This is a genomic window from Ruegeria sp. AF8, assembly GCF_056541825.1.
Map to the genome: position 1 here is coordinate 1 of NZ_JBQFYW010000042.1, position 13,698 is coordinate 13,698.

11 protein-coding genes are annotated in these 13,698 nt (G+C 57.7%); 4 read left to right on the forward strand and 7 right to left on the reverse strand.

Annotated elements, in window-relative coordinates; all coding sequences use genetic code 11:
- Positions 1–343 precede the first annotated feature (343 nt).
- The 6 genes from ACR0AO_RS24825 to ACR0AO_RS24850 all read right to left on the reverse strand — a co-directional run bounded on the left by ACR0AO_RS24825 (position 344) and on the right by ACR0AO_RS24850 (position 7,956).
- The gene (locus ACR0AO_RS24825; RefSeq protein WP_480609515.1) at positions 344–1,744 is read right to left on the reverse strand and encodes a TRAP transporter large permease; all 1,401 of its coding nucleotides are present in this window, start codon (positions 1,742–1,744) and stop codon (positions 344–346) included.
- An 11-nt stretch (positions 1,745–1,755) separates the two neighbouring features.
- Entirely contained in the window at positions 1,756–2,388 is a 633-nt protein-coding gene (locus ACR0AO_RS24830) for a TRAP transporter small permease subunit (protein WP_480609518.1), read from the reverse strand.
- A 68-nt stretch (positions 2,389–2,456) separates the two neighbouring features.
- Positions 2,457–3,467 carry a TRAP transporter substrate-binding protein DctP gene (dctP, locus tag ACR0AO_RS24835; protein WP_480609521.1) on the reverse strand — a complete coding sequence of 337 codons (1,011 nt, stop codon included), beginning with the start codon at positions 3,465–3,467 and terminating at the stop codon, positions 2,457–2,459.
- A 125-nt stretch (positions 3,468–3,592) separates the two neighbouring features.
- Complete coding sequence (locus ACR0AO_RS24840; RefSeq protein ID WP_480609524.1) at positions 3,593–4,933, reverse strand: sigma-54-dependent transcriptional regulator; 1,341 nt, start codon at positions 4,931–4,933, stop codon at positions 3,593–3,595.
- Positions 4,930–6,660, reverse strand: coding sequence for a sensor histidine kinase (locus tag ACR0AO_RS24845; protein WP_480609527.1), 1,731 nt, complete (start codon positions 6,658–6,660; stop codon positions 4,930–4,932). The genes ACR0AO_RS24840 and ACR0AO_RS24845 overlap by 4 nt, the downstream gene beginning before the upstream one ends.
- Before the next feature lie 408 nt (positions 6,661–7,068).
- Positions 7,069–7,956, reverse strand: a complete 888-nt coding sequence (locus ACR0AO_RS24850) for a LysR substrate-binding domain-containing protein (RefSeq protein WP_480609530.1) — start codon at positions 7,954–7,956, stop codon at positions 7,069–7,071.
- Between the two features lie 160 nt (positions 7,957–8,116).
- Between ACR0AO_RS24850 and ACR0AO_RS24855 the strand changes: the two genes are divergently transcribed.
- The 4 genes from ACR0AO_RS24855 to ACR0AO_RS24870 all read left to right on the forward strand — a co-directional run bounded on the left by ACR0AO_RS24855 (position 8,117) and on the right by ACR0AO_RS24870 (position 12,609).
- Complete coding sequence (locus ACR0AO_RS24855) at positions 8,117–8,737, forward strand: glutathione S-transferase family protein (RefSeq protein ID WP_480609532.1); 621 nt, start codon at positions 8,117–8,119, stop codon at positions 8,735–8,737.
- 71 nt (positions 8,738–8,808) lie between these two features.
- Complete coding sequence (locus tag ACR0AO_RS24860) at positions 8,809–10,464, forward strand: FAD-binding oxidoreductase (RefSeq protein ID WP_480609535.1); 1,656 nt, start codon at positions 8,809–8,811, stop codon at positions 10,462–10,464.
- Between the two features lie 51 nt (positions 10,465–10,515).
- On the forward strand, positions 10,516–11,862 hold the full coding sequence (locus ACR0AO_RS24865; RefSeq protein ID WP_480609538.1) for a dihydrolipoyl dehydrogenase family protein: 1,347 nt from the start codon (positions 10,516–10,518) through the stop codon (positions 11,860–11,862).
- Between the two features lie 42 nt (positions 11,863–11,904).
- Entirely contained in the window at positions 11,905–12,609 is a 705-nt protein-coding gene (locus tag ACR0AO_RS24870; RefSeq protein ID WP_480609541.1) for an SDR family NAD(P)-dependent oxidoreductase, read from the forward strand.
- A gap of 178 nt (positions 12,610–12,787) precedes the next feature.
- Here ACR0AO_RS24870 and ACR0AO_RS24875 read toward each other — a convergent pair.
- A protein-coding gene (locus ACR0AO_RS24875) for an IS5 family transposase (RefSeq protein ID WP_480609543.1) occupies positions 12,788–13,545 on the reverse strand; the annotation gives its coding sequence in 2 pieces (ribosomal slippage) (positions 12,788–13,221 and positions 13,221–13,545; 759 coding nt in all).
- Positions 13,546–13,698: the final 153 nt, after the last annotated feature.

The window sequence follows — 13,698 nt, forward strand, 5'->3', positions numbered from 1 at the left end:
AACAGGCCGGACAGACGAAGGTACTGACGAAAATGACCGCAGAAATCACCAGAAAACACTTGCAATGCAGGAGCCACCCACAGATGCCGTTCGACCCTGGTCACCGTCACTGCAATGCGGTTCGTCAAAGCCGCCATTCTCTGCGTAAGGTGCAGCATCTGGGAGGTATGGGCTCACTGCAGACCTCGGTGCAGAAGCAGCACAAGTCCCTGCCCCGTTCTCCACGACATATCCAACGGCCCAAACCGGACATTGAACAATTGTCATGCACTCTTCAGCGCAGCTGATTGATGCAGGCTTTAGCTGCACCGACAACCCGCACTCTAAATTCATCCCATGTGATTCAAACCTGTCCTGGAAGCCATAGAACGATAGCAGGGAAGGCAACGAGCATCGCAATGGTTGCAGCATCCGCCAGAAAGAAAGGCGTTACACCTTTAAAAACATCCTGAACGCTTAGGTCATCACGCACGCCAGCCACCACAAAGCAGTTCAGGCCGATAGGTGGGGTGATCAGGCAAAACTCGGCCATTTTGACGACCAGAATACCAAACCAGATAGCACACATAGGCCCAGACATACCGAAAGTACTATCGGCTGCACTTACGGCTTCACCACCGTTCAACGCCATGACGGCAGGGTAAACTACGGGCAACGTCAGCAGCAGCATACCTATCGCATCCATGAACATGCCCAGTACAGCGTATGCCAGAAGAATACAGATCAGGATTAGCATCGGAGACATCTCAAGCGAGGTGATCCAGTCGGAAAATGCACTTGGCAGTTCGGCGAAACCAAGAAAACGAACGTAAACCAAAACGCCCCAGATGATCGTGAAAATCATGACGCTCAGCTTGGCGGTTTCCAAAAGCGCGTCTTTGAGTTCGGACCAGCGCATGCCCTGATACAGCGCCATCAGGAACACCACGAATGCTCCAATTGCGCCACCTTCGGTTGGCGTACCCCAGGCATCGCCGCCGAACGGGTTGTAGACAAAGAAGATGATGGTCACCACGACAATCACGATGGGAAATGCGGGCGGCAACGAGAGGAAACGTTCTTTCCATGTAAATCCGGTGACTGCGGGACCAAATCCTTTGATCAAGACGGCCATGCCAATGATCAGCAAGCCATAAATTACCGCCGAGAACATGCCCGGGATGAAGCCGGCCAACAGCAGTTTGCCCACGTCCTGCTCGACAATAATCGCGTAGATGACCAGAATGGCCGAAGGCGGGATGAGCGAGGCGAGCGTACCGCCTGCAGCGACGACACCTGCAGCAAAACGCTTGTCGTAGCCGATCTTCAGCATCTCGGGGATGGCGATACGGGCGAACACAGCGGAAGTGGCGACCGAGGCCCCGGATACCGCCGCAAACCCAGCGGTTGCGAAAACGGTCGAAACCGCCAGCCCGCCGGGGACCCATGCCAGCCAACGCTTCGCGGCTTCGAACAGTGCTTTGGTCAGGCCCGCGTAATAGGCGAGGTAGCCAATCAGGATGAAGGTCGGGATAAGGCTCAACGCCTGGCTTGAAATCTTGGAGTGCGGCACCTGCCCCGCTGTTTTGACGGCCACAGTCACAGCCTTGCCGAACCGCGCGGGGTCGTACCCAAACTTGGCCCAGAAGATCCAGATCAGACCAATCATGCCTGCTATCGCGGCGGCAAAGGCCACGCGCATCCCCAACACTACAAGAACAAGCATACCGCCCGAGACGATTAGACCAATATCAATGGGTTCCATCAGATTTAACCTCAGTTGTCGTGGCCCGAGACGTGCTCGGCTTCCATTGCAGCTTGAGTGGCTGCATCGGCTATTAGCGGGACGGCAACAGGTGGCTGATCCGGGTGCCGGATCGCACGACTGTAGGCCCAGAGCTGTAAAGCAAGCCTTAGGCAAAGCACGCTGAAGGCAACGGGGGCCAACAGCTTTGCGGGCCACAGCGGGATACCTATGTCGATGGAGCTGTCGCGGCTCCAGAGTGGAGCACCAAAGTCAAAGCTGCGTGCGAAATGCGACCAGCTCCCCCAAATCAGCAAGACGATCAGCGCCAGAATGACAGCGGTTGTGACGAACTCAACGATATAGAGCGTCCGGCCTTTGAGCGCGCCAACAACCATGTCCATTCGGATATGACCGCCATCACGCTGCGCATAGGAAATCCCCATGAAGGCGATTAACGGCATGGCCTGCTCGATCCAGTCCACGTAACCGGGAAGTGGCGCATTGGCGAAATTCCGGCCACCAACGGAGACCACGGCCATGACCATCAGCGAGAACACTGCAAGACCGCTGATCAGAGCCAGAAAACTCTCCAGTTTGTAGAGACGTTGATCGAGAATGCTGAGACGGCTGTCGTCGGACAGCACCAGGGATGACCCGGCCATCGTTGTACTCCGCTATCAGGGGAAAAGGTACCCGACGCCAGCTTGGCCGACGCCGGGTTGTGAGTGGATTAGCTGCCGTTTGCGATCTTCCCGGTCACAAGGTCATAAAGCTCTTGTGCTGGCAGGCCACGCTCGGTGTTTTCTGCAATCCAGGCCTCGGCCGCGGGAGCGGCAGCGGCTTCTTTGAACGCTGCGATTTCTTCATCGCTGAAAGTGACCCGTTCGATGCCGCGCTGATCCAGCTCAGGGCCCCACGCTTCCATCGTTTTGGTCTGGTAGTGGTTCACGTAGTGATCCAGTGCCTCGTCCACCGATCCCAGCAGAGCTTCGCGGTGCTCGTCAGATAGATCTTCCAGCGCCAGCGTGTTCACCACGACAGGGCAGTTGACGGTGCCGGGGTTGAGGTTCGTCGTCCACCAAGTGCCATTTTCAATGGTGCCAAAGGACATATGCGCATGTGGCGCAAAGCTGACAGCTTTGACGATGCCACTATCCATTGCCTGACGCACTTCGGATGCGGACATCGAGGTCGGAACTGCCCCAACCGTCTCCATCGCCTTGCCGATACCACCTGTCGCCCGTACGCTCAGACCTTCGAAATCGGTTAGAGATTTGGGTGCTTCACCGACACCAACAAGGTTGTACTGCGGCAACGGCGACGGCATCAGCAGAGTCGCGTCCCAGCGGGCCAGATCCTCGACAACGGCCGGATGTTGATAGACGGCCATCGACAGGTCGACTTCCTGTTCAAGGGATGTCACGCCCAAAAACGGCAGTTCCAAGACAGTGATCGAGGGGTTCTTGTCGCGGTGATAGCCAGCGCAGAACTGGGCCATTTCAAACGCACCAATTGAAATTCCATCGAGGTTTTCTTTGTTCTTCGACAGGCCGCCATAGCTGATGTTGAGTGTGAACTCACCGCCCGTCTTTTCGCTCACCAGTTCGGCAAGTTTCTCGACGTGTTCAGTAAATGCACGACGCTTGCCCCACAGGGAAACGTTCCATTCGACAGCCAGTGCTTCGGATGCAACGGTCAGCGACAGAACAGCAATGGCCGCCCGGTTAAGATGTTTGCGCATATTGGCTCCTCCCAGATCACGCAATTCGCTTGAGTGGAGTATTCAGGATGCGCAGCAGCCTGCCTATGAAGGAAAATGCGCGTGAATTTTCGGAGTCCCTGCGGATATCCGCAGAGTGGTTTCTCCTACAACAGCGCCTCTTTATCGAGACCGAGTTTGACGATCTTTTCGTTGAGCGTCCGGCGGCCAATCCCAAGCGCTTCGGCGGCGGCATCCATGCGGCCTTTATGCGCCTTGATGGCTTTGCCAATGAGTTCGCGTTCAAAAGCAGCAACCGCTTCGCGAAGCGTATCCGGCACTTCGTCGAAGTGCTGATCGCTTTGGATAGCCTGCGCCACCGATCCTCCTCCGCGTCGGGCCGCTAAAATGCGCCGTTCGCAGACATGGCGCAATTCACGCACATTGCCGGGCCAATCATGTGCAAGCAGAGCGGCCAAATCGTCCTGATCGAGTTCTGGCGCGTCTATCTCATAAACCTGCGCGTATTCGTTCAAGAAATGCGTTGCCAACAGAACCAAATCATCCCGTCTTTGTCGTAGTGGAGGTAAGGACAGGACGACAGTATTTAATCGAAACAATAAGTCCTGGCGCAGGCGGCCTTCCTCGGCTGCCAGTACAACGTCTTCGTTGGTTGCTGACACAACCCTGAAGCTTACCGGCACCGGCGACACAGCCCCCACCGGCAGCACCTGCTGATCTTCGATGACCCTTAGTAGTTTGGCCTGCGCCGCTGGTGGGCACGAGCAGATTTCATCCAGAAACAAGGTTCCACCCGATGCCGCCACCAGCCTTCCGTCGGATTCACCCGCGACGCCGAACATTTCCGCTCCAAACGTATCCGGGGACAAAGCCGCGCAATTGAGGGCAAGAAACGGCGCATCCGGCGTGTCGCCCAAATCATGCAGAGCGCGGGCAACTAGTTCCTTCCCGGTTCCCGTATCCCCCTGCAACAGGACCGCGACAGAGGTGTCGGCAATGTCGAGAATATCCTGCCGCAAAGTGTTAATCGCGTCGGTCTCGCCAAGCAGAATGCGATCTAGCCCAGACAGTTTCAGCAGCCTGTCCTTCAACCGCGCGTTTCTTTTGCGCATGCGGTTTTGCTCGGCTGCGTGCGTCAGGACGGTTAGTAACCGCCGAGGCTCATAGGGCTTTTCGATGAAACCATAGGCACCGTCCTGAATGGCCTGAACCGCCATCGGTATATCGCCATGTGCCGAGATAAGCACAACCGGCGGCGCGACCAGTTTGTCCAAGCTGGCGAGCAACTCAAGGCCCGACATGCCGGGCATGCGCACATCAGAAAGGATGACATCTGGCGTGGCATTGGTCAGATGTTCCGTCACCTGGGTCGCCCGTGGCACCGCACTGACGGTCCAACCGGCAGCTTCGAGAAGTTCGACAAGAGAATGTCGCATCGACTTGTCGTCGTCGACGACTAAGACATTGAAGGATTGCGCCGGTGTCATTCTTTCATTTCTTCGGGTTTCTGAGCAATCGGGAAAGTGACCCGAAAAATTGTTCCGGCGCCTTCGCGGTTCCGGGCCGTCATTGTGCCATCGTGATCTTTGACAATGCTGGTGGAAATGGCCAGCCCTAAGCCCATGCCCCGCCCGCTCTCCCTTGTGGTCACAAATGGCTCTTGCAACTCAGCAAGCGTTGCCTCGCCCAACCCATGACCGTTGTCCTGAATTTCCAAAACGACCTCATCATCAGAAGCCGTGACAGCGATATGGATTTCAGGCGCATCCGCTCCGTCCGTAGCATCTATGGCGTTGCGCAAAAGATTAGTGATGACCTGTTCGATCCGCAGGGCACTGCCCCGGATAAAGGCCGGACCAGTCGACGCATCAACTGAGATTTTCACCTTGCCCTGCTCGATGTTTGGCGCAACCAGAGCCAACGCGGCGTTAACCGAAGTGCATAAGTCTACGTCGTCGAACGCTTCGCTCTCTGAGCGCGAGAAGAACCGCAATTGGCGCGTGATCCCTTCCATCCTGTCGACCAGGCTTCCGATTTTTTGCGGCAGCTTGGTCTCACCGGAAGATGAGATCTCTTCTGCCACCAGGTGATTGCGCATCGCAGCGATGGGCTGACCCAGTTCATGCGTGACCGACGCGGATAGTTGCCCCAAAGCCGCCAGTCGGCTTGCGCGCTCCAACTCGCCTTGGGTGCGTTTGAGGCTCCGCTCGGCTGTCTTGCGGTCGTCGATTTCGATGGCGAGCCTTTCATTTGCCTCGCGCAGCTTTGCTTCTTCCTCTTCGGACCGCACCAGGGCCGCGCTTACGCGCCTTGCGCGTTGTATCTGGAAAAAGATAAATGTGAGCCCCGCCAAAAGGACAAAAACTGCAGTTACAAGCCAACTGCGCGCTACGGCCTGATCGTCACTTGCAAAATAGTGAAGCGACCAGCCATGGGGTAAATCCGTAGCTGCAAGATGCAGGCGCTTCGTCCCCGCAATTCTGGCCTGATCTCCCGGCAATTCAACCCAATCCAACGCATCTAAGTCTTGCCCCGGAAACTGCCTGGCATCTCGAATCCGTTCTTGCTGTGGTTCTGACAATGGCGTCAACGCGCGATATTGCCAATCCGAGTTCGAAGATAGCAGAACGACGCCGTCTTCATTGGCTAAAAGAACCTGTTCGCCCGAGTTTTTCCAACTATCCTGAAGATCAGAGAAATCGATCTTAATCGCTATGACGCCGGTTGGAGCTCCCCGGTCGTCAATCACTGCGTTGGCGATGAAGTATCCTGGCAGACCAGTCGTTGCCCCGATGGCATAGAAGCGGCCCTGTTTACCAGAAATGGCACTTTGGAAATACGGCCTGAAAGCGTAGTTCTGGCCAACAAAGCTTCCATTGTCGCGGTAGTTCGATGCGGAAATCGTGATCCCGTCTTCGTCCATCAGGTAGATAGCATCCAGCCCCGCCCGCTCCGCAAAATCCTCAAGGCGTCGGTTTAAAGTTCCGGTGCCGTCTCCTTCGGCTGTTCCAATTACAAAGGAATCCTGTGACAGCACATATGTGAGGTGGGAAAATCGTTCGAGTTCGCTGTTTACCGAGCTTTGGTAGAGCGAAAGCCGGCCCTGAGCTTTGGAAAGCTCCTCCGAAACGAAGTACTGGTAAGAAACCAAATAAAGGCCAATGCTGGCGGCAATGGCTACTAAAATACCTACAATATACGAAACTGATCGCATTGAACGTCCATTAACTGCGACGGCATAGGATCACAGTAGCTTTTAGCCGTCCATCCCAGGAGTTCTAATCCGACATTTGGATGTTCAGGCCAAACAAGAATGGCCGAGTAATTTGAGAACGCGAAGCAATGAACAAACCTGCCGAAAGGACTATTTGCAATTCGCAAACAGATTCGGCCCAATCCAGACCTTCACCAATGCGTCGAACGCTGCTGCGCAGCTTCCGCATTGCGGACATTCGTACAAAATTGCAGTGTTTATGAGGAATTACACATTCGATAGGCGGGAAAATGAGCTTTCGTCTACAGCATCCCAATGACTGATTACTTCATCGGACGATATTGCAACAAACTTCAGCTGACGCGGTCAAAAACCCCCTATTTCAAAGCGTTGCGACTGCGCGTTTCCTCAATATGACCTGAAACGGGTTGCCAGATGGTCTATCAGTGTACGAACCCGTGCGGTTAGATGGCGGTTGGGTGGGTAGAGCGCGTAGAGACCGAAGCTCTCTGTTTCGTAGTCCTGAAACAGATGTTCCAGAGTTCCCTTTTCCAAACTGCGAGCAACGACGTAATGCGGGCAGCGTGCAATGCCGAGGCCCGCAATGGCCATGTTTGCAATCGCAGCTGGCGCGTTGGCGTGAAACCCCCCCGCCACCTTGACTACGAAATCCCGGCTGCCTGTCCGAAACCTCCACGCGGTCGCATCAGCAGGGTTTTCGTCAATCAGGCAATTATGCGTAGCAAGGGCCATCGGATCACCTGGACGCCCACGTTCCGCCAGATACTCCGGTGACGCGCAGACGATCAGCGGCATATCCGACAGCTTCCGCGCAATCAGGGTCGAATCCCGTAACACTCCTATCCGTATGGCAAGATCGAACCCCTCTTCGACAAGGGCCACGCGGGAATCCGACAGTTTGAGGTCAATATCAACCTGGGGATGCGCCCGCAGGAACGGGGCCAAAGCCTGTGTCAGGTTGATGCTGCCGAACCCGGTTGGCGCGGTCATCCGGATCGGCCCGGCCAGCGCCGATTGCCGTTCCTGAACAAGGTCTTCCAATTCGTCTATTTGCTCTACAATTGGGCGGCATCGTTCGAGGTAAGCAACACCTACATCCGTCAGCGAAACGCTTCTGGTTGTCCGGCTGAACAGCTGGGTCGACAGCTTGGCCTCTAACTGAGCAACATATTTGCTAACCAACCGCGTCGACAGACCAAGGCGTTTGCCTGCAGCCGTAAAAGACCCCTCATGTGCGACGGCCAGAAAGGCGCGCATCGTATCAATCGTGTCCATGGCCAAGCTCCTTTATTGTTTTCAATTCATTATTACCATTATGTTCATAGTTGCTGAACAAAGTATGGGATTATAAATGAATTAAGCCTTTGGCATGTTTGGTCCAGTGATCTGCAATGAACTGCATCACCTCCAGAGAACCTCCCAAAAGGAAACCGCCATGCCAAACGCTATCCGTATTCATCGCCATCCATTGTCCGGTCACTCACACCGGGTCGAGCTGTTCGCCAAGCTGGGCGGCATCAATCACGAACTGGTCGATGTCGATCTGCTTGGTGGAGAGCATAAGAAGGAACCGTTTCTCTCCCTGAACCCGGCCGGACAGGTGCCGGTAATCGAGGATGGCGAAACTACCATCGCCGATTCCAACGCCATTCTGGTCTACCTCGCCCGGAAATACGCGCCCGACTGGCTGCCGACCGATCCGGTGAGCGAGGCCGAGGTTCAGAAGTTCTTGTCGCTGGCCGCCGGAGACATCGCCCACGGCCCCGCAGCGGCACGGCTGATCACCGTCTTCGGCGCGCAGCTGGACGCCGAACGCGCCAAGGCCGTCGCCAAATCCGCCTTTGAACGGCTTGAGGCGCATCTGAACGGGCGCGACTGGCTGGTCGGAACCAACCCGTCCATCGCCGATGTCGCGATCTACAGCTACACGGCCCATGCGCCCGAGGGGAACGTTTCGCTGGGCGACTATCCCAACATCCGCGCCCTGCTGGCCCGGGTTGAAGCCCTGCCCGGCTTTGTGCCCATGCAGAGCACCAAGGTCGGCCTCGCCGCCTGACTTCACCGCGCGCCCGGTCCCGAAGGCCGGGCGCGTGTTACAACCCCGTGTTCCGCCCCAGGAGAGATCCCATGCTTACCATCGAACCCAGCGACAGCAGCACCTCCCCTTTCCATCGGGGCGAACACATGGCGCAGGCGCGGATGGGTGTTCGCGACATCGAACACTGGGCGCGCAAAGTCGTTCGCGACCACATGCCGGAGCAACATCGGGACTTTTACACCGCGCTGCCGTTTTTGGTGATGGCCGCCCGCGACGGACAAGGCCGGCCCTGGGCCACGCTGGTCGAGGGGCCGGACGGGTTTGTCACAGCGCCGGATACCAAAACGCTTTCCATTGCGGCCCTGCCGGTCCGGGGTGACGCATTGCACGAGGCACTTCGCCCCCAAAGCGATATCGGCGTTCTGGGCATCGAACTGGCCACACGGCGCCGCAACCGGGTCAATGGCCGGGCGGGCCGCGTCACGCCGACCAGCTTTGACTTTCACGTCGACCAGACTTTTGGCAACTGCCCACAATATATCCGCGAACGCGCGTGGACCCGGGTTGAAAACTCGGGACCCGGACCGGCGACCCGCGGCCAACGGTTGACGACGGCTCAGATACGGTGGATCGAAACTGCCGACACCTTCTTTATCGCCAGCGGCTATCGTGAAGGGGGCGATAGCCCGACCTATGGGATGGATGCATCCCATCGCGGCGGTGATCGCGGCTTTGTGCAAGTTTTGGACGACCGGCGGCTGCGGTTTCCTGATTACGCTGGCAACAATCACTTCAACACCATCGGCAACCTGCTGCTTGATCCCAAGGCGGGCTTCCTGCTCGTCGATTTCGAAGGCGGCAGCCTGCTGCAACTGACCGGCACCGCCTCGATCGACTGGGACAGCGATGAGATTGCTCGGGTGCCCGGCGCGCGGCGTCTGGTGACGCTGGAGATCGACGAGGTCGTCGAAATCCGGTCGGCGGTCAGCCTCAGGTGGAATTTGGATGCGGAGTCGGTCCGCTCAATCCGCCTGGTCGGAAAAACCCGCGAAAGCGCCGATGTCACCTCGTTTGTTTTCGAAGCCCGCGACGGCGGTGCGCTGGCCGGGTTCGAACCCGGACAACACCTGCCGGTCGAGCTTGAAGTTCCGGGGATCCCCGAACCGGTGCGCCGCACCTATTCGCTGAGCAACGGACCGAACGAGCATCGCTATCGGATCACGGTCAAGCGTGAGCCCAAAGGGATCGCGTCGCGATTTCTGCACGATCATCTGGAACCGGGCGCGATCATCAACAGCCGTCGGCCCGCGGGTGATTTCGTGATGACCTGCGACCGGTGTCCACTGGTTCTGGTCAGCGCCGGTGTGGGTGTCACGCCAATGTTGAGCATTCTGAATAAGGTCGCGGTTGAGCGCGGCAACCGCCCTGTCTGGTTCATCCACGGCGCGCGGGACGGTCAGCACCACCCGCTGGCCGGAGAAGTTCGCGATCTGGCCACCAGACGGCCGGGGATCACGACACATGTGGCCTATAGTCAACCTGCGCCAAAGGATGAGATCGGGGTGGATTATGACTCGCATGGCCGCGTTGACGGAGCACTTCTGGCGCAGCTGATCGACAATGCCAGCGCGCATTACTTTCTGTGCGGCCCCGTCGGTTTCATGGCCGGGATGCAGGCCGATCTGGAACGCCGGGGCATCTCTCCGGAACATATTCATACTGAAAGTTTCGGCCCCGCCGGGTGATCGGAAGTGATCATTCGGGGCAAATGAAACTTAATCCATAGGAGCAAGGACATGCGCGAATTTTATGATGTAATCATTATCGGTGGCGGCAATGCCGGGTTCGGAGTGTCGGCCATCGCGCATGAAGCCGGGAAATCCATCGCCTTTATCGAGGCGCGCGATTTTGGCGGCACCTGCCCCAATCGCGGCTGTACGCCCAAGAAAGTGCTGGTGGCAGCCGCCCACGCCATGCACGAGATCGAACAAGCCGCTAACCACGGGATCGAGGTCAGCAAGCCCCGGCTGGACTGGGCCAAACTGATCCAGCGTGAAAAAGACCTGATCGGGTTTATTCCGGACGCGATGCACGGGCTGGCCGAAAAACGCGGCGATGTCTTTCGCGGCACGGCGCGCTTCGTCGGGCCGGACAGTGTTGACGTGGACGGTCAGGTTATCCGGGGCCGGAACATCGTGATTGCCACGGGATCGAAGCCACGACCGCTGCCGATCCCCGGAGCCGAACACATGATCACTTCGGACGACGTATTGTCCGACCCGACACTGCCGCGCGAGGTCGTGTTCATCGGCGGTGGCGTCATCGCAATGGAGTTCAGCCATGTCTACGCGCGTGCCGGGGTGCAGGTGACGATCCTGGAGGCACTGCCGCAGCTTTTGCCGCGTCTCGACAGTGACGCCGTTGCCGCCTTGCGTGCCGAAACAGAACGCCTTGGCGTTGTTGTCAAAACCGGGGTGTCGGTGACGGCCATCGAAAAGACTTCCGATGGACTTAACGTCCGGTTCCAGCATGAAGGCCGCGACCAGAGCGTGACCGCCGAGCGGGTCGTCAACGGCGCGGGCCGTATCGCCAATATCGACGGCCTGAACCTTGAGGCTTGTGGCGTCGACCATGACGGGCTGCGCATTCTGATCGACGACACGATGCGGTCCACCTCGAACCCCTCGGTCTGGGTGGCGGGCGATGCCGTCGCGCATTCGGCGCAACTGTCCCCTGTTGCGACCTATGAAGGCCAGATCGTCGGTCATAACATCGTCAACGGCCCCACCAAAAAGCCGGATTACAGCGTGATCCCCAGCGCGGTTTATACTGTTCCGGCCCTCAGCACTGTTGGCCTGACCGAGGCCGACGCCCTCGAGCGCGGTCTGGATGTGACGGTGTCGGTGTCGGACATGTCCGGCTGGTTCTCGGCCAAGACCTATGCTGAATCCGCTGCGTGGTCCAAAGTTCTGGTCGATCAGAACAATGACCGGATCGTGGGTGCCCATATCCTTGGGCATCATGGCGACGAGTTGATCCATCTTTTTGCCATGGCCATGCGCCACGGCATTCCCGCAAATGACCTCAAGACCTCGCTCTATGCCTTTCCGACCTTCGCGGCGGATGTGAAATCCCTGATTTAGGGAGCCATCGAGCAAGCGAGACAACAAAAAAGGAGAGCCGTTATGAAAGATAAGGTTTGTCTGATCACCGGTGTCGGTGACGGAACCGGAGCATCGGTTGCCCGCCGGTTTGCACGGGATGGATACCGCGTTGCCTTGCTGGCCCGGAACACTGCGCGTTTGTCGGAGCTTGAAAAGGAACTGCCCGGCGCGCGATCCTTCGCCTTCGACCTTGAGGACCTGGACCAGCTTGTCCGGGTCTGCCAGCAGGTGATGGCAGAGATGGGCACGCCAGAGGTGATTGTCCACAACGCCGTCCGCGCCACGTTCAAACCCTTCATGGACGCGGACCCCCAAGAGTTGGAGCGCAATTTCCGCGTCAACACCACCAGCCTTTTGTACATGGCCCGCGAACTGACCCCGGCCATGGTCGCGCGCGGCAGTGGCGCGATCATCGTCACCGGCAACACGTCCGCGCTGCGGGGTGTTCCGAATTATGGGCTTTTCGCCCCAACAAAAGCCGCGCAACGGATCTTTGCCCAGGCGCTGGCCCGCGAACTTGGACCGAAGGGCATCCATGTCGCCTATGTGGTTATCGACGCGGCCATTGATACGCCGTGGACCCGCGTGCCCTTTAATCCCGACATGCCCGAGGAGTTTTTCAGCAAACCCGACGCCATCGCGGAAGAGGTCTTTCATATCGCCCATCAGGACCAGTCCACATGGTCCTTCGATGTGGAGTTGCGGCCCTTCGGGGAAAAATGGTGAGTCTTCAGCTGGTCACTCGCAGGCCGATTGAGTTCAATCCAGATAAGCGGACTACCCGGTGATCGGAAGACGCCTATTTTCCGCAATACGTGGGCATGGGGCAAAGGGTTTAAGTGTTCAGCCCTGGCACCTGGAGGATGGAATCAACAATGTGCCTGTCCGATTCTAGGGTCAGGATTCATAACCAAAAGATGACGGTTGCCGCGAGCGCGATAGCCGAGAGGAAGACCTTCGGACATCTGTCGTATCGGGTTGCCACGCGCCGCCAGTCCTTGAGCCGACCGAACATGATCTCGATGCGGTTGCGCCGCTTGTAACGGCGCTTGTCGTATTTGACCGGTATCTTGCGTTGCTTTCGGCCAGGGATACAGGCGCGTATCCCTTTGTCTTCCAACGCTTCTCTGAACCAATCGGCGTCATATCCGCGATCTCCGAGTAACCAATCCACGTTTGGGAGGCAGCTGAGCAGCGCCCGCGCCCCGATGTAGTCGCTGACCTGCCCGGCGGTGACGAACAGGTTGAGCGGTCGGCCCTGGCCGTCGCAGATAGCATGCAGCTTCGTGTTCATGCCGCCCTTGGTCCGGCCGATCAGGCGTCCGCGCCCCCCTTTTTCGCGGCCAAGCCGGTCGCGGTACGGTGCGCTTTCAGATAGGTCGCGTCGATCATTACGGTCTTTTCCTCGCCGTGCTCGGCGGCCAGGCCGATCATCATCCTGGCGAAGATACCTTTCTCGCTCCAACGTTTCCACCGGCTGTAAAGCGTCTTATGAGGTCCATACTCCTTGGGGGCGTCGCGCCAGCGCAACCCATTGCGATTGATAAAGATAATCCCACTCAGCACGCGTCTGTCATCGACGGGCGGCTTGCCGTGCGACTTCGGGAAGAAAGGGGCAAGCTTGGCCATCTGCCCGGCGTTCAGCCATAAAAGGTCCCTCATGTCACCGCTCCGTTTTCCGAGCCGTGAATCACGCAGCGCACTGAAAATCAATGCATCCTGACTGTTGATTTCCGCTGAGAAGTGACCCGGTATTTTCACCGAGATTTGACCCACCCTTGTTTATGTATCAGCGTTTATTTGGCGGTCAATGTC